The organism is Luteimonas rhizosphaericola, from assembly GCF_029888045.1.
In the GTDB taxonomy this organism is placed as follows: Bacteria; Pseudomonadota; Gammaproteobacteria; order Xanthomonadales; family Xanthomonadaceae; genus Luteimonas; species Luteimonas rhizosphaericola.
This window is the reverse complement of sequence record NZ_JARXRN010000016.1, coordinates 269152-285024: the sequence shown is the minus strand read 5'-3', so window position 1 is coordinate 285024 and position 15873 is coordinate 269152. Positions and strand designations below refer to the sequence as shown.

At 73.3% G+C, this 15873-nt stretch carries 10 protein-coding genes; 4 read left to right on the top strand and 6 right to left on the bottom strand.

The window, feature by feature from the left end; all coding sequences use genetic code 11:
- Positions 1 to 34: 34 nt before the first annotated feature.
- Both QFW80_RS02560 and xseA read right to left on the bottom strand, forming a co-directional pair.
- Positions 35 to 1681: an acetolactate synthase large subunit gene (locus QFW80_RS02560; RefSeq protein WP_280599538.1), complete on the bottom strand. Its 1647-nt coding sequence runs from the start codon at positions 1679 to 1681 to the stop codon at positions 35 to 37.
- A 145-nt stretch (positions 1682 to 1826) separates the two neighbouring features.
- Positions 1827 to 3194, bottom strand: a complete 1368-nt coding sequence (gene xseA, locus QFW80_RS02555; protein ID WP_280599537.1) for an exodeoxyribonuclease VII large subunit — start codon at positions 3192 to 3194, stop codon at positions 1827 to 1829.
- A gap of 184 nt (positions 3195 to 3378) precedes the next feature.
- On the opposite strand from xseA, the gene ispG reads away from it, so the two are divergent.
- The 3 genes from ispG (at position 3379) to QFW80_RS02540 (ending at position 8986) form a co-directional block, all read left to right on the top strand.
- Positions 3379 to 4665 carry a flavodoxin-dependent (E)-4-hydroxy-3-methylbut-2-enyl-diphosphate synthase gene (gene ispG / locus QFW80_RS02550; RefSeq protein ID WP_280599535.1) on the top strand — a complete coding sequence of 429 codons (1287 nt, stop codon included), beginning with the start codon at positions 3379 to 3381 and terminating at the stop codon, positions 4663 to 4665.
- Positions 4658 to 5344, top strand: a complete 687-nt coding sequence (locus QFW80_RS02545; RefSeq protein WP_280599534.1) for a phosphatase PAP2 family protein — start codon at positions 4658 to 4660, stop codon at positions 5342 to 5344. Before ispG ends, QFW80_RS02545 begins: the two co-directional genes overlap by 8 nt.
- A gap of 276 nt (positions 5345 to 5620) precedes the next feature.
- Positions 5621 to 8986 (top strand): S8 family serine peptidase, encoded by a 3366-nt coding sequence (locus QFW80_RS02540; protein WP_425603486.1) that lies wholly within the window; start codon positions 5621 to 5623, stop codon positions 8984 to 8986.
- A 111-nt stretch (positions 8987 to 9097) separates the two neighbouring features.
- On the opposite strand, the gene QFW80_RS02535 is transcribed toward QFW80_RS02540, so the two are convergent.
- Positions 9098 to 9994, bottom strand: coding sequence for a GGDEF domain-containing protein (locus tag QFW80_RS02535; protein WP_280599532.1), 897 nt, complete (start codon positions 9992 to 9994; stop codon positions 9098 to 9100).
- Between the two features lie 88 nt (positions 9995 to 10082).
- On the opposite strand from QFW80_RS02535, the gene QFW80_RS02530 reads away from it, so the two are divergent.
- The gene (locus QFW80_RS02530; RefSeq protein ID WP_280599531.1) at positions 10083 to 12839 is read left to right on the top strand and encodes a serine/threonine-protein kinase; all 2757 of its coding nucleotides are present in this window, start codon (positions 10083 to 10085) and stop codon (positions 12837 to 12839) included.
- A 12-nt stretch (positions 12840 to 12851) separates the two neighbouring features.
- Here QFW80_RS02530 and QFW80_RS02525 read toward each other — a convergent pair whose 3' ends face one another.
- Genes QFW80_RS02525 through QFW80_RS02515 form a run of 3 tightly spaced genes read right to left on the bottom strand, consistent with a single transcriptional unit; the run spans position 12852 to position 15872 of the window.
- Positions 12852 to 13718, bottom strand: a complete 867-nt coding sequence (locus tag QFW80_RS02525; RefSeq protein WP_280599924.1) for a DMT family transporter — start codon at positions 13716 to 13718, stop codon at positions 12852 to 12854.
- A 56-nt stretch (positions 13719 to 13774) separates the two neighbouring features.
- Entirely contained in the window at positions 13775 to 14809 is a 1035-nt protein-coding gene (gene murB, locus QFW80_RS02520) for a UDP-N-acetylmuramate dehydrogenase (protein WP_280599530.1), read from the bottom strand.
- A 7-nt stretch (positions 14810 to 14816) separates the two neighbouring features.
- Positions 14817 to 15872 (bottom strand): quinone-dependent dihydroorotate dehydrogenase, encoded by a 1056-nt coding sequence (locus QFW80_RS02515; RefSeq protein ID WP_280599528.1) that lies wholly within the window; start codon positions 15870 to 15872, stop codon positions 14817 to 14819.
- Position 15873: the final 1 nt, after the last annotated feature.

The window sequence follows — 15873 nt, the reverse complement described above, 5'->3', positions numbered from 1 at the left end:
GGTCCTTTGGGTTGTCCGGGATGCCGTGGCGCGCTCAGCCGACCGCGGCCGCACCTTCCGGGATCTGGCGATTGAGCAGGTCGTCGTCGCGTCCGTAGTCGACCGGGATCTCCACCAGGTCCACGCCCGGGGTGTCGAGCGCGGTGCGCAGCACGCCGGGCAATTCGGCCAGCGCGCCGACCCGATGGCCGCGCGCGCCATAGCTTTCGGCGTAGCGCACGAAATCCGGATTGCCGTAGTCCATGCCGTATTCCGGGTAGCCCTCGTGCGACTGCTTCCACTTGATCATGCCGTAGGCGTCGTCGCGCAGCACCAGCACCACCAGGTCCAGCCGCAGCCGCATCGCGGTCTCGAGTTCCTGCGAGTTCATCATGAAGCCGCCGTCGCCGCACACCGCGACCACCTTGTGGCCCGGCCGGGCGATCGCCGCGGCGATCGCGGACGGCAACCCTGCGCCCATCGTCGCCAGCGCGTTGTCCAGCAGCAGCGTATTGGGCAGGCGGCAGCGCGCATGGCGCGCGAACCAGAGCTTGAACAGGCCGTTGTCCAGGCAGGTGATGTCGCCCGGCGCCAGCTGGCGGCCGAGTTCGGCGACCAGCCGCGGCGCCGCGAGCGGGAAGCGGTCGTCGGCGGCGAGCGTGGCGATGTTGTCGCACAGCGCGGTGCGCACCCGGTCGAACAGGGCGAACTCCCAGTGCGCCTGCGGCTCGAGGCGCTCGGCCAGCTGCCACACCGAATTCGCGATGTCGCCCACGACCTCGATCTGCGGGAAATACACCTGGTCCGCCACCGCGGGCGAGTAGTTGACGTGGATCACCGTGCGCCGGCCGCGCTGCATCCAGAACGGCGGCTTCTCGATCACGTCGTGGCCGATGTTGACGATGCAGTCGGCGTTGTCGATCGCGCGGTGCACGTAGTCGCCGTCCGACAGCGCCGCCGTGCCCAGCCACAGCGGCCCGGTCTCGTCGAGCACGCCCTTGCCCATCTGGGTGCTGAAGAACGGGATGCCGAGCTTCTCCACCAGCGCATGCAGCATCTTCGCGGTGGTCTTGCGGTTGGCGCCGGCACCGATCATCAGCAGCGGGTGCCTCGCCTGGCGGATCGCGTCGGCGGCGGCGTCGAGCGCCTTGTGCTCGGCCAGCGGCCGGCGGCTGTAGACCGGCGGCAGCACGATGGCATCGGTCTCGTCGCTGGCCACGTCCTGCGGCAGCTCCAGGTGCGCCGCGCCGGGGCGTTCTTCCTGCGAGCGCCGCACCGCTTCGCGCACCTGCGCGGGGATGGCGTCGGCCGACACCAGCTGCCGGGTGTACTTGGTCAGCGGCCGCATCATGTCGACCACGTCGACGATCTGGAAATGCCCCTGCTTGCCGCTGCGGATCGGCTTCTGCCCGGTGATCATCAGCATCGGCATGGCGCCGAGCTGCGCGTAGGCGGCGGCGGTGACGAGGTTGGTGGCGCCGGGGCCGAGCGTGGCCAGGCACACGCCGGTGCGGCCGGTGAGCCGGCCCCAGGTGGCGGCCATGAAGCCGGCCGCCTGCTCGTGGCGGGTGAGGACGAGCCGGATCCCGGAGTCGCGCAGCGATTCGAGCAGGGCCAGCGTTTCCTCGCCGGGGATGCCGAACACGTGGTCGACGCCTTCGGCTTCGAGCGCCTGGACGAACAGATCGGAGGCCTTGGTCATCGCGACGCAGTCTCGCACGGGGTGCGTGACAGGGATGTCCAGCCTGCGCAACGCTGCATTCCCGTCGGCTGCGCGCGCACGCTGGACGGTGCAGTGCGATGGACGCGCACGCCGCGACCGTCGTCGCGTGCGAGACCCGGGTGCGTCAGTCCTCGCTGGATGCGCCGGCGGCCGGGGAGGGCGCCTCCACCCGCAGCCGCACGCGGCCGTCGACCAGGCGCCCGGTCAGCGCCTCGCCCGGGGCCACGTCGCCGGTGCGGCGCACGACGGCGCCGTCTTCGCGCTGCAGGATGCTGTAGCCGCGGGCGACGGTGGCCAGCGGGCTCACGACCTCGAGCGAACGCGCCAGTCCGCGCAGGTGCAGCGCGTCGCGCTGGAGCCGGCGCGCGATCGCCGCCTGTGGCCTTGGCCCCAGCGCCGCCAGGCGTTCGTGCAGGGCCTGCAGCCGCCGCTGCGGGCGGGTGGCCTGGAGCACGGCGCGGGCGTGGCGCAGGCTGGCCGCATGGGCCGCCAGCCGCTGGGTCCATGCCGACCGCAGCCGGCGCAGCGCTTCCTCGCGGCGCTGCACGCTGGCCTGCAGCCGTGCCTGCGGGCGCAGCGCGTTCAGGCGCAGGGCGGCGCGGTCGGTGCGCTGCGCGAGCTGCCGCAGGTGGTGGTCCTGCAGACCCGCCAGCCGGCGCTGCAGCCCCGCCAGGCGCTGGCCGAGATCGATCCGGTCGGGCACCAGCAGTTCCGCCGCGGCCGACGGCGTGGGTGCGCGCAGGTCGGCGGCGAAATCCGACAGGCTGAAGTCGGTCTCGTGGCCGATCGCGGACACCACCGGTACCGGCGCATCGGCGATCGCCCGGGCGAGGGCCTCGTCGTTGAACGCCCACAGATCCTCCAGCGAGCCGCCGCCGCGCGCGAGCAGGATCACGTCGTGGCGCCCGCCCGCGGCGGCGCGGCGCAGGGTGGCCGCGATCTGCGCGGCGGCCCCGGCGCCCTGCACCGGGACCGGCAGGATGTCGACCGGCAACAGCGGGAAGCGGCGCGCGAGCACGCTCAGCACGTCGCGCACCGCGGCGCCGGAGGGCGAGGTGATCACCGCCAGCCGGCGCACGAACGCAGGCAGCGGGCGCTTGCGCGCGGCATCGAACAGCCCCTCGGCCTGCAGCCGGGCCTTGAGCTGGTCGAACGCGCGCCGCAGCGCGCCTTCGCCCGATTCCTCCAGCGAGTCGAGGATCAGCTGGTAGTCGCCGCGCGCCTCGTACAGCGTCAGCCGGCCGCGCGCCAGCACCTGCAGGCCCTCGCGCGGCTGGAACGACAGCCACTGGCTCTTGGGCTTGAACATCGCGCAGCGCACCTGGGCGCGCGCGTCCTTGAGGGTGAAGTACAGGTGGCCCGAGGCCGGGCGCGAGACGTTGCCCAGTTCGCCCTCGACGAACACCAGCGGGAACGTGTCTTCCAGCAGGCTGCGCGCCAGGGTGTTGAGCTGGCTGGGGCTGAGGATCTCGCCGGTGATCGCGTCGGTCATGCGGCGCAGGATAGCGTGGGGCGCCGCGGCCGCCCGTGCCTGGCGGGGCGGCACGGCACGGTGGCCGCCGCGCTGCCGCCGGCGGCCGCCCGGGGCCGGCACCGCTCGCGGGAGCGGGACGCCGCGCCGCGTCGGCCACCGACGCGACAGGCCGGCCTCACGCCCGCCCGGGTAAACTGCGCGCATGTCCGCACAGCCGCAGCCGCTGCCTCCCTGCCACGTCGATCCGGCGCTCCCCGCGTACGGGCCGCAGCCGCGCCGCGCCACGCGCCAGGTGCGGATCGGTGGCGTGGCCGTGGGCGGCGACGCGCCGGTGGTGGTGCAGTCGATGACCAATACCGACACCACCGACGTCGCCGGCACCGCGAAGCAGATCGCCGAACTCTGGCGCGCGGGTTCCGAGATGGTACGCATCACCGTCAACACCCACGAGGCCGCCGCGGCGGTGCCGCGGATCGTCGAGCGCCTGGCGATGCAGGGCATCGAGGTGCCGGTGATCGGCGATTTCCACTACAACGGCCACCAGCTGCTGGAACGCGAGCCGGCCTGCGCGCGGGCGTTGGCCAAGTACCGGATCAACCCCGGCAACGTCGGCTTCGGCAAGAAGCGCGACACCCAGTTCGCGCAGCTGATCGAGTTCGCCGCGCGCCACGACAAGCCGGTGCGCATCGGCGCCAACTGGGGCTCGCTCGACCAGGCGCTCGCTGCGCAGCTGATGGACGAGAACGCGCGCCGCGCCGAGCCGTGGGACGCCGGCCGCGTGCTGCGCGAGGCGCTGATCCGCTCCGCGCTCGATTCGGCCGAGCGCGCGGTGGAACTGGGTCTGGCGCGCGAGAAGATCGTGCTCAGCGCCAAGGTCAGCGGCGTGCAGGAACTGGTCGCGGTGTACCGCGACCTCGCGCGGCGCAGCGATTTCGCCCTGCACCTGGGCCTGACCGAGGCCGGCATCGGCAGCAAGGGCATCGTCGCCTCCAGCGCCGCGCTCGGCGTGCTGCTGCAGGAAGGCATCGGCGACACCATCCGCATCTCGCTCACGCCCGAGCCGGGCGCGCCGCGCACGCAGGAAGTGGTGGTGGCGCAGGAACTGCTGCAGACCATGGGCCTGCGCGCGTTCACGCCGATGGTCACCGCCTGCCCAGGCTGCGGCCGCACCACGTCGGAGTTCTTCCAGGAACTGGCGCAGGTGGTGCAGGAGCATGTGCGCGCGAAGATGCCGGAGTGGAAGGTGACCCGCCCGGGCGCGGAGAACATGACCCTGGCGGTGATGGGTTGCGTGGTGAACGGACCCGGCGAGTCGCGCCACGCCAATATCGGCATCTCGCTGCCGGGCACGGGCGAGGCGCCGTCGGCACCGGTGTTCATCGACGGGCAGAAGGCGGTGACGCTGCGCGGCGAACGCATCGCGCACGACTTCGTCGCCCTGGTGGACGACTACGTGGACCGCACCTGGGGCCCACGCGCGGATGCCTGACTGGAACTGGCGGCACGAGGCCGCCACCGCCTGCGGCGCCATCGCGCGCCGCCACGGCTGGAAGCTGGTGCTGCTGTTCGCCGGCGTGCTGCTGCCGATGTGGGCGTTCATGGAACTCGCCGACGAGGTCCACGAGGCCGAGACGATCCCGTTCGACGAACCGCTGCTGCGCTTCGCGCAGGCGGTCGCGCACGACGGCTTCGACCGCGTGTTCCTGTTCTTTTCGCAGATCGGCTACGCCTGGGGCGTGGTGCCGGTCGACATCGCCCTGGTCGTGGGGCTGGCCGCGTTCCGGCGCTGGCGCGACGCCGCGTTCGCCGCGATCTCCACCGGCGGCTCGGCGCTGCTCAACATCGCCACCAAGCAGCTGTTCGCGCGCGACCGGCCCACGCTGTGGGAATCGATCGCGCCCGAGACCAGTTACAGCTTCCCCAGCGGCCACGCCATGGGCTCGATGACCCTCGCCCTGGTGCTGGTGCTGCTGGCCTGGCCCACCCGCGCGCGCTGGTGGGTGGCGGCGGCGATGGCGGTGTTCGTGGCGATGGTGGGGCTGTCGCGCGTCTACCTGGGCGTCCACTACCCCTCCGACATCCTCGCCGGCTGGGCCGCGGCCGCGATCTGGACCGTGGGCGCGCACCTGCTGGTGCATCGCGGCGCCGCGCCCGGCGCCCGGAGCTGACGCCGCCTGCGGCCGCCGGCCGGGCCGCAGCGGGCCCGCTCCGCACCCTCCGGCGGCGAATGGTTGCACGCGCCACCAACAGGCGTAGAGTCCGCGGGGCAGGGCACAGGGATTGCGCAATCGGACAGGGGCGGTTGTGCAGGGGACTCCGGGCAAACCGGGGCCTCCTGCCGCACGCACGCTCCTGGCGCTCCGCGACAGCTTCGGCGATGGCCCGGGCGTTGCGCGGTGGCCATCGTCGATCTCCCAGGGGCATCGACGAATTCCGGAGGCGGCATGGACGGCAGGGCGCGTTGGGGACTCGTGGTCGGACTGTGCATGGCCGGCGCTGCGGCGCTGGCGGTGGTCGCGACCGCGGACGGGGGCGGCATCGGCCGCGCATGGCAGTCGGCGGTGCAGGCGGCGACGGCCGCCCCGGGCACGGTAGCCGCAGGAACGGTGGCAGCAGTGCCCCGTGGGGTGGTGGCGAGCGCCGCGGCCCGCAGCAGCGACGAGGCATCCGCCCGCGGCACCTATATCGTGCTGTTCCGCGAGCCGGCGGTGTCCGGGTATCGCGGCGGCGTCCTGGGCCTCGCCGCGCCGGCGAAGCGCACCAGCGCGGCCGGCGTGTCGCGCGCCGACATGCGCAGCCCCCAGGCGCGCGCCTATGCGCGCTACCTGCTCGATCGCCAGCACCGGATCGAGGGCGACATCGCGCGCGCGATCGGGCGCCAGCCGCAGGTCTCGCAGCGCTTCCAGCACGCGGTCAACGGCGTGGTCGCCGAACTCGGCCCGGCCGAAGCCGAGCGCGTGCGCGCGCTGGGCGAGGTGCTGCTGGTGGACGAATACCGCGAATACGCGCTCGACACCGATACCGGCCCCGCGCTGATCGGCGCGCCCGCGGTGTGGTCGGGCGAGGCCGACAACGGCAACGAACACCAGGGCGAGGGCATCGTGTTCGGCATCCTCGACTCGGGCATCAACTTCGGCAGCCCGTCGTTCGCGGCGGTCGATCCGATCGACGGCTACGCCCACGCCAATCCGCTGGGCGGGGGCAACTACCTCGGCACCTGCGCCGCGGGCGGGATCGACGAGGGCCGCTGCAACGACAAGCTGATCGGCGGCTACGACTTCGTCTGCAACGCGCCCGGCAACACCTGCGGCGCGGCCAACATCCGCGAGGAACCCGGCTTCGGCGACACCAACGGCCACGGCAGCCACGTGGCCTCGACGGCCGCCGGCAACCGCCGCGACGTCGAGCTGCTGGGCAACGTACGCCGCATCTCCGGCGTGGCGCCGCGCGCCAACATCGTCGCGTTCGACATCTGCTACACCAACACCGCCACGGGCCAGGGCCTGTGCCCGAACGTGTCGGCGGTGGCGGCGGTGAACCAGGCGATCGCCGACGGCGTGGTCGACGTCATCAACTATTCGATCGGCGGCGGCGCCTCGCCCTGGAGCGAGGCGGTGTCGCAGGCGTTCCTCGGCGCGGTCGATGCCGGCATCTACATCGCCGCCTCGGCCGGCAACAGCGGGCCGGCGCCGAACACGCTGGGCCACGTCGAGCCGTGGGTGTCGTCCACCGCCTCGGCCCAGCACGGGCGCGGCGATTTCGTGGTAGTGCTGCAGGTGACCGGCCCGCAGCCGGTGCCCGAGGCGCTGACCGCGATCGAGATGGCGCCCGGCAGCAACGGCGTCGTGCAGGAGGCCGCGATCCCGGGCGATACGCCGCTGGTGGTGAGTCCGGCGATCGACGCGGTCGACGACGGCTGCGCGGCGTATCCGGCCGGCACCTTCGCCGGCGCGATCGCGGTGGTGCGCCGCGGCACCTGTTCGTTCTCGATCAAGGTCGGCAATGCCGCCGCTGCCGGCGCGGTGGCGGTGGTGATCGCCAACAACGCCGCTGGCGGGATCATCCCGTCGGTGCCGGGGACCACGGTGCCGGCGTTCGGCATCCTGCAGGCCGACGGCAATGCGCTGCGCGACTTCACGACGGCCAACCCGGGCGCCACCGCCGGTGTGCCGTATCCGGCGATCATCCTCGAGAACCAGCCCGACGTGCTGGCGGCGTCCAGCTCGCGTGGCCCGGCGGGCACGTTCGACCTGCTCAAGCCCGACGTGACCGCGCCCGGCGTGCGCATCCTCGCGGCGGTCGCGGGCACCACCATCACCGGGTTCGAGAACGACGTCGCGCTGTACAACGGCACCTCGATGGCCTCGCCGCACCAGGCCGGCTCGGCGGGCCTGCTCCGGCAGGCGCGGCCGGGCTGGACGCCGCCGGAGATCAAGTCCGCGCTGGCGATGACGGCCGAACGCACGGTGCTGCTCGAGGACGGCACGACCCCGGCCGATCCGCATGCCGGAGGCTCCGGCCGCATCCGCGTCGACCTCGCCATGGCCGCCGGCCTGGTGATGCACGAGACCGCGGCCGGCTACGCCGCGGCCAATCCCGCGACCGGCGGCGATCCGGCGGCGCTCAACCAGCCGAACATGATCCGCCGCAACTGCTCGCCGCAGTGCACCTTCGTGCGCACCTTCCGCAACACGCGCGCCATCGCGCAGGGCTACCGCGCCAGCGTGGAGGGCCTGCCGGCGCGGGTGACGCCGGCCAACGTGAAGGTGCCGGCCGGCGGCACGGTGTCGGTGCGGGTGGTGGTCGACGGCCGCGCGCTGCCGGCCGACGGCAGCTGGAATTTCGGCGAGCTGGTGCTGACGCCGGTGTCGTCCGCCGCCACCACGCCGGTGCTGCGCCTGCCGGTTGCCGTGGTGGTGCCGCCGCCGGTGATCCAGCTGCCGGACCTGGTGTCGCTGACGCTCAAGACCGGACGCTCCGGGGCGGCCACGACCACGGTGGCGAACGCCGGTGGCTCGCCGCTCGACTACGGCTTCGACAACACCGGCTCCGGGCTGGCGGGCGTGGCCGACACGCTCGGCCAGAACGCGACCAGCGGCTTCCGCGCCACGCGCTATGCCGATCCGGCCGTGGCCGGGTTCGCGGCGCAGTTCTCCGCCGACGACTTCACGCTGGCGGCGCAGACGCGACTGCTGTCGCTGCGCACGGAAGGCTTCGTGGTCAGCGGCTCGGCGCTTGCCGCGGTGTCGCCGACGCTGACGTGGGCGATCTATCCCGATGCCGGCGGCGTGCCGGCCGGCGATCCAGTGCGCTCACCCGGTGCGGCGGCATGGAGCTATACCGCCGCGGCCAGTTCGGCGGGCGTGGACACGGCCGGCGCCGCGATCACGCTCGACCTCGCGGCCGCGGGCCAGTCGGTGGACCTCGCGCCCGGGCGCTACTGGCTGCTGGTGCACACCAACTCCACCTTCGCCAACCGCTGGGCCTGGTACGCCTCGACCACGCTCGGCGACGGCGGCTTCGCCGGCCTGAACCTGACCACCGCCGGCGCCGGCACCTGGACCGCGAACCCCGGTTTCCCGGGCCTGGCGATGCGGGTGGTCGGCGAGGTGGCCTGCGGCGCGCCCTGGATGGGCGCGGCGACGCCGCCGATGGGCACGCTGGCGCCGGGCGCCTCGCGCGCGACCCGGATCCAGCTCAGCGCCGCCGGCCTGCCGACCGGGGTGCGCGACGCGTTCTACTGCGTCGGCAGCAACGATCCGGTCTCGCCCAAGCGTGCCGCGGCGATCCGGCTGACGGTGACGCCGTGACGCCGGTGCCCCTCGTGGCAGGCTGATCCATGCGAAGGGCCGGGCGACCGGCCCTTCGTTCGTCCAGAGACAGGCGCGGCGCGTACACGCCGCAGCGTCCGGCCGGACAGGTCAGCCGCCGATGCAGACCTGGTTGCGGCCGCCGTGCTTGGCCCGGTACAGCGCCGCGTCGGCGGCCGCCAGCAGCTGCGAACGGGTGCCGTCGGGCATCGGCAGCGCGGCCACGCCCACGCTCACCGTGATACGCCGCGGCACGCCGCCGGGCGCGAACGCCGCTTCGGACACCGACACCCGCAGCCGTTCGGCCAGGGTGCGCGCGGCCGCCAGCCCACCCTCCGGCAGCAGCACCGCGAACTCCTCGCCACCGATGCGCGCGGCGATGTCCTCGCCGCGCACGTGCTCGCGGATGATCGCGGCGATATGGCGCAGCACCTCGTCGCCGGCGATGTGGCCGTAGGTGTCGTTGACCGGCTTGAACAGGTCGACGTCAACGATGCACAGCGCCAGCTCGCGCTCGTGCCGCTGCGCGCGGGCGATCTCCTTGTCCAGCGTCTCCATGAAGTGGCGCCGGTTCCACAGGCCCGACAGCGCATCGAGCGTGGCGAGCTGGTAGATCTCCTCGTGGTAGCTCGCCTCGACGCTGGTCTGGCCGATGAACTTGAGCAGGCTGTCGCCGACCACGATGTGGTCGCCGTCGACCAGCACGGCTTCCTCGACCTGGGCGTCGTTCACGCGGGTGCGGTTGGTGGCGCCGAGGTCGCGGATGCGGAAGCTGGTGCCGTCGAACCAGATCCGGCAATGGGCGCGCGAGACGCTGCGGTGGTTGAGCACCAGGTCGGCTTCCTGCGAGCGGCCGACCAGCAGCGGCGCCTCGCCGATGTCGACGCGACGCCCGAGTCCTTCGCCGAGGATCACCACCAGGCAGGCCGCACGCGGCCCCGGGCGGTGCGGACCGCCGCTGAGCATCGTGCGCTGGGTGGTGTTGGCCTGGTCGTCGGAAGCGGACATGTCGGCGACAGCGAGTGTGGCGGAAGTGTACCCGGTCGCTGCGGGCGGTCGCCGTCGCGGGCGTGCCTCCGCTACCATGCGCGCGGACATGGCCGTCGGGGGAGACGCCATCACGATGTCGATCGACGAGCGGGATCCGGACCGCACCGAACTACTGGACACGCGCGCGCCCGGAGAGCCGGACGGTGCGGAGGGGCTGTCACGCGGCACGCGCCTGGGACGTTACCGCATCGAGGCGCTGCTCGGCCGCGGCGGCATGGGCGAGGTGTACCGCGCCGAGCAGCTCGAGCCGGTCCGGCGCACTGTGGCGCTGAAGCTGCTGCGCGGGCGCACGCTCGACGCGCGGCGCAAGGCGCACTTCGAGATCGAGCGCCAGGTGCTGGCGCAGATGCGGCATCCGGCGATCGCGCAGATCCACGACGCCGACACCACCGCCGACGGCCATCCGTTCTTCGCGATGGAATTCATCGATGGCGCGCCGATCATCGCCTATTGCGAAGCCCACGCGCTGCCGCTGGCACGTCGCCTGGAGCTGTTCATCCTGGTGTGCGAAGGCGTGCAGCACGCGCACCAGAAGGGCGTGATCCATCGCGACCTCAAGCCGGGCAACCTGCTGGTCGACGAGGTCGACGGCCGCCCGCGGCCGAAGATCATCGACTTCGGCATCGCCACCGCCTCGCGCCTGTCGGGCGCGCACGAGATCGCCGGCACGCCGGACTACATGAGTCCCGAGCAGGCCGCGGGCGATCCGGCCCTGCTCGACACCCGCAGCGACGTCTACTCGCTGGGCGTGGTGCTGAGCGAACTGCTGACCGGCCAGCGTCCGACGGTTGCGGGCGAAACCGTCACCGACCGCCCGCGCAGCCTGCGCCTGCCTTCGGCACAACTCGACACCCTCGGACCCGATGAAGCCGCGCGCGTCGCGCAGGCGCGCGGACAGCGCCTGCGCGCGATGCGCCGCGTGCTGCGCGGGGAACTCGACTGGGTGGTCGCGCGCGCGATGGCGCACGACCGCGCCGACCGCTATCCCTCCGCCGCGGCGCTGGCCGAGGACCTGCGCCGGTTCCTGGCAGGGCGCCCGGTGCTGGCGGTGCCGGCCTCGCGCCTGTACGCGTGGCGCAAGTTCGCGCTGCGCCATCGCGCCGGCATGGCCGCCGCGGCGATCGCGGTCGTGGCCCTGGTCGGCGGGCTGGCGCTGTCGCTGCATGGCCTGATGCAGGCGCGCACCCAGCGCGCGATCGCCGAGCAGCGCAGCGCCCAGCTCGAGCGGGTCGCCACGTTCCAGCAGTCGATGCTGGAAGAGATCGACGTGGAGGCGATGGGGCTGCGCCTGGGTCAGGAGTTGCGCGCCCAGGTGGGACGCAGCGCGCCGGAGATGGCCGAACGGCTCGAACAGGTGCTGGCGAAGGTGAGCGCGGCCGACCTGGCGCGGTCGCTGATGGACACCGGCGTGCTGGCGCGCGCGGAGGACGCGATCGAGCGCGATTTCGCCGACCAGCCGGCCCTGGCCGCCGACCTGCGCGAGGCCTCGGGCCGGGTCCACGGCGCGATGGGCCTGTACGACAGCGCCGAACGGGCGCACGCCGCCGTCGCGGAATGGCGCATGGCCGCGCTCGGGCCGCGCGATCCGGCGACGCTGCGGGCGCGTCTGGCGCAAGCGGAGGCACTGCGCCAGCTGTCGCGCTACGACGAGTCCCGCGCCGTCCTGGCATCCGCACTCGCGGATGCCGACGGGCGGCCCGCGGACGACGAGACCCGCGCGCTGATCGAACTCGAACTGACCGAAGTGCAGGGGCTGCAGGGCGACCTGCCCGGAGCGGTGGCCGCGCGACGCGCGCTGCTGGAGCGCGTGCGGCCGGCGCGTGGCGACGAGGACGCGCTGGTGCTGAAGCTCAAGTCGGGGCTGGCCATGCAAATGGCCCGCTCGGGCGACCTGCCCGAGGCCCGGCGCCTGCTCGAGGAGGTGCTCGCCGGCCGCCGCCGCGCGCTCGGCGACGAACACGATGACACGGTCGCGAGCATGAGCGCGCTGGCCACCGCGATGGCGATGCAGGGCGACCTGGTGCCGGCGGTCGAACTGCAGCGTACGGTGGTGGCGGTGCAGGGGCGCCGGCTGGGCAGCGAGCATCCCGACACGCTCGGCGCGCGCGGCAACCTGGCCAACATGCTCAGCGACATGGGCCGCACGGAGGAAGCGATCGGCGAGGCTGCGGCGGTGGCCGAGGCGCGACGACGGGTGCTCGGCGAGGCGCATCCGATGACGCTGCGCGGCCTGCTCAACCTGGCCAGCCTGCGCGCGCGGCTCGACGACTTCGAAGGTGCGCTGCCGCTGGAGAGCCAGGTGCTGCAGGCGCGGACGCGGCTGCTGGGCGCCGACCATCCGGACACCCTGTTCGTGGCGCTCAACCACGCCATGACCCTGACCCGGGCCGGTCGCCTGCAGCAGGCGCGGGCGCTGTTCTCGGACACGATGCCGCGCGCGCTGGAGGTGATGGGCACCAAGCATCCGCAGTACCAGCTGGCGATGGTGGCCTGGGGCAATGCGCTGCACGACGCCGGCGACCTTGCGGGCGCCGCCGGCCAGCTGCGCGCGGCGCTCGCCCTGCGCGAGCAGTTCCAGCCTGCCGGTTCGCACCCGGTCGTCGACACGGCGTGGTCGCTGATCGGCGTGCTGCGCGAGACCGGGCCGTCCGCCAGGGCCGAGGCGGATGCGCTGCAGGCGCGGCTGGTCGATCCGCTGCTCGCGGCGGATCCTTCGAACCTGGATCCGCGCCAGCAACGGCTGCGCGAGGCGATCGCCGAGGCGCTCGCCGACGACGCCGGTGACGTCGCGCAGCGACGCTGACGCCGGCGACGCCTATTCGGCGGGCTTGGCCGCTTCCACCGGCGCCCGCGTCGCGGCGCGCCGCAGCAGCATCGCCTCGCGGTGCGCGATATAGCCGTTGGCGCCCAGCACGATCGCGGCGCCGAGCATGGTCCAGCCGTCGACCGTCTCGCCGAACAGCCACCAGCCCAGCGCCACCAGCACCGGCAGCTGCACGAAGCTGATCGGCTGCAGCGCGGAGACCTCGCCCAGCGCGATCGCGCGCGTCCACAGCAGCTGGCCGAACGTGCCGAGCACGCCGGTGGCGACCAGCCACGCCCACGCCACCGGCGACGGCCACACCCACTGGAACAGCGCCGGCACCAGCGACATCGGCACCCAGAATACGTAGGTGTAGAACACCACGGTGTCGGGCGCGTCGAAGCGCGAGAGCTGCTTGATCTGGATCGCGACGATTCCGGAGAACAGCGCGCCCAGCAGCGCGACGATCATGCCCGGGCTGAAGTCCGCGCCGGGGCGCAGGATCACCAGCACCCCCGCGAAACCGGCCGCCACCGCCATCCAGCGGCGGATGCGCACCGACTCCCCCAGCCACAGCACCGCGCCGATGGTGACGAACAGCGGCGTGGCATAGGACAGCGAGATCGCCTGCGCCAGCGGCAGGTGTCCGACCGACCAGAAGCCGCACAGCATCGCCACCAGTCCGACGCTGGTGCGCACCAGGTAGCGGCCCACGTGGCGCGTGCGCGGCAGCGGCTTGCCGCGGCGCAGGATCAGCGGCAGCAGCGCGAGCAGCCCGAACAGGTTGCGGAAGAACGCGATCTCGGTGGTGGGCACGGTCGCGGTGGCGAAGCGGATCGCCAGCGCCATCATCGCGAACGACAGCGTGCTGCCGAGCATCAGCAGCGCTGCGCGGCCGTACACCGAACGCGGCCACAGGCGGGCGGGCAGGCCGCTCACCACGATGCGCCGACGATCCGCGGTTCCGGCTCCAGCGCCACGCCGAAGCGGGCGCCCACCGAGCCGGCGATCGCACGCGCCAGCGCCAGCAGCTGCGCGCCGGTGGCCGCGCCGTGGTTGACCAGCACCAGCGCGTGCTGCGCCGAGACGCCGGCGTCGCCGTCGCGGTGGCCCTTCCAGCCGCAGGCATCGATCAGCCACGCCGCCGAGAGCTTGCGACTGTCCGCATCCCCACCCGGGAACACCGCCAGGCCCGGATGCGCGTCGGCCAGGGCGAGCGCCTGCTGCGCGGGCACCACCGGATTCTTGAAGAAGCTGCCGGCGTTGCCGATGACCGCCGGGTCGGGCAGCTTGCGCCGGCGCAGCGCGCAGATCGCGTCGAATACCTGGCGCGGGGTGGGTGCGTCGATGCCGTCGGCCGCCAGGGCTTCGCGCACGCCGGCGTAGTCGATCCGCGGCGCGGCAGCGCGCGGCAGCCGGAACTCCACCGCGGCGACGATGAAGCGGCCCGCTTCGCGCTTGAACAGGCTGTCGCGATAGGCGAAGGCGCACTGCGCCGCCGACAGCCGGTGCAGGCGCCCGGTGGCGGGTTCGAACGCCTCGACCACGTCCACGAACTCGCCGACTTCCACGCCGTAGGCGCCGATGTTCTGGATCGGCGCCGCGCCGACGGTACCGGGAATCAGGGCCAGGTTCTCCAGCCCGCACAGGCCGAGCTCGAGCGTCCGGCGCACGAATGCGTGCCAGTCCGCGCCGGCCTCGGCGCGCACGCGCGCCTGCGCGCCGTCTTCCTCCAGCACCGTGACGTCGGCGGCGCGGATCGCCAGCACCGCCGCTTCCGGATCGCCGGCGAACAGCAGGTTGCTGCCGCCGCCGAGCAGCAGCGGGGCGCCGGCGGGCAGCCCGGCCAACGCGTCGCCGAGCGCAGGCAGCGCCGCCACTTCCACCAGCAGCGGCGCGCGCGCGCCCACGCCGAAGGTGTTGCGCGCGCGCAGGTCGGCGCCACGGGTCACGCGGATGGCGTCGCTCATCGATCGCTCACAGGCTGGGCAGGTTGCCGCGGCTCGGGGCTTCCTTGCGCCGGCGGATCGCCTCGACGCATTCGCCGATCAGCTCGGGGCCGCGATAGATCAGCCCGGTGTAGATCTGCACCAGGGACGCACCGGCGGCCATCTTCTTCACCGCGTCGGCGCCCGACAGGATCCCGCCCACGCCCACCAGCGGCACCGCCTCGGGCATGCGCGTACGCAGCATGCGCAGGACCGCGGTGGACTTGTTCATCAACGGCTCGCCGGACAGGCCGCCGGTCTCGCGCGAGAGCGGATCGTCCTGCACCGCGATCCGCGAGACCGTGGTGTTGGTGGCGATCACGCCGTCCACGTGCAGGTCGGTGAGCACCCGGGCGGCGGCGTGCACGTCGTCGTCGGACAGGTCGGGCGCGATCTTGACCAGCATCGGCACGCGCTTGCCGTGGCGCGCGCCCAGCTTCTCCTGCGCCTCGCGCAGGGTCGAGACCAGCCGGCGCAGCGACTGCTCTTCCTGCAGTTCGCGCAGGCCGGCGGTGTTGGGCGAGGAAATGTTGACGGTGACGTAATCGGCCAGCGGGTACACGCGCTCCAGGCAGTGCAGGTAGTCGCGGTCGGCCGATTCGTTGGGCGTGTCCTTGTTCTTGCCGATGTTGATGCCGAGCGGGCCGCTGCGCCGGCGCGCGCGCTCGACGTTGCGCACCAGCGCATCGACGCCGTCGTTGTTGAAGCCCAGGCGGTTGATCAGCGCGCGATGGCGCGGCAGCCGGAACATCCGCGGCTTCGGATTGCCCGGTTGCGGGCGCGGCGTGACGGTGCCGATCTCGACGAAGCCGAAGCCCAGCCCGAACAGCGCGTCGATGTGGGCACCGTTCTTGTCCAGCCCCGCCGCCAGCCCCACCGGATTGGGGAAGGTGAGCCCCAGCAGCGGGGTGGGGAAGGGCCGCGCACGCGCGCCGAGCAGCCGCGTCAGGCCCGTCGCATGCGCGGCGTCGAGCGCGCGCAGGCCGAACCCGTGGGCGCGCTCGGCGTCCAGCCCGAACAGCAGCGGGCGCGCGAGGCCGTACATG

Excerpts from the sequence above, each read along its gene's own strand:
- QFW80_RS02560 (WP_280599538.1), bottom strand. The coding sequence starts at position 1,681 with ATGACCAAGGCCTCCGATCTGTTCGTCCAGGCGCTCGAAGCCGAAGGC.
- xseA (WP_280599537.1), bottom strand. The coding sequence starts at position 3,194 with ATGACCGACGCGATCACCGGCGAGATCCTCAGCCCCAGCCAGCTCAAC.
- ispG (WP_280599535.1), top strand. The coding sequence starts at position 3,379 with ATGTCCGCACAGCCGCAGCCGCTGCCTCCCTGCCACGTCGATCCGGCG.
- QFW80_RS02545 (WP_280599534.1), top strand. The coding sequence starts at position 4,658 with ATGCCTGACTGGAACTGGCGGCACGAGGCCGCCACCGCCTGCGGCGCC.
- QFW80_RS02540 (WP_425603486.1), top strand. The coding sequence starts at position 5,621 with ATGGACGGCAGGGCGCGTTGGGGACTCGTGGTCGGACTGTGCATGGCC.
- QFW80_RS02535 (WP_280599532.1), bottom strand. The coding sequence starts at position 9,994 with ATGTCCGCTTCCGACGACCAGGCCAACACCACCCAGCGCACGATGCTC.
- QFW80_RS02530 (WP_280599531.1), top strand. The coding sequence starts at position 10,083 with ATGGCCGTCGGGGGAGACGCCATCACGATGTCGATCGACGAGCGGGAT.
- QFW80_RS02525 (WP_280599924.1), bottom strand. The coding sequence starts at position 13,718 with ATGCTCGGCAGCACGCTGTCGTTCGCGATGATGGCGCTGGCGATCCGC.
- murB (WP_280599530.1), bottom strand. The coding sequence starts at position 14,809 with ATGAGCGACGCCATCCGCGTGACCCGTGGCGCCGACCTGCGCGCGCGC.
- QFW80_RS02515 (WP_280599528.1), bottom strand. The coding sequence starts at position 15,872 with ATGTACGGCCTCGCGCGCCCGCTGCTGTTCGGGCTGGACGCCGAGCGC.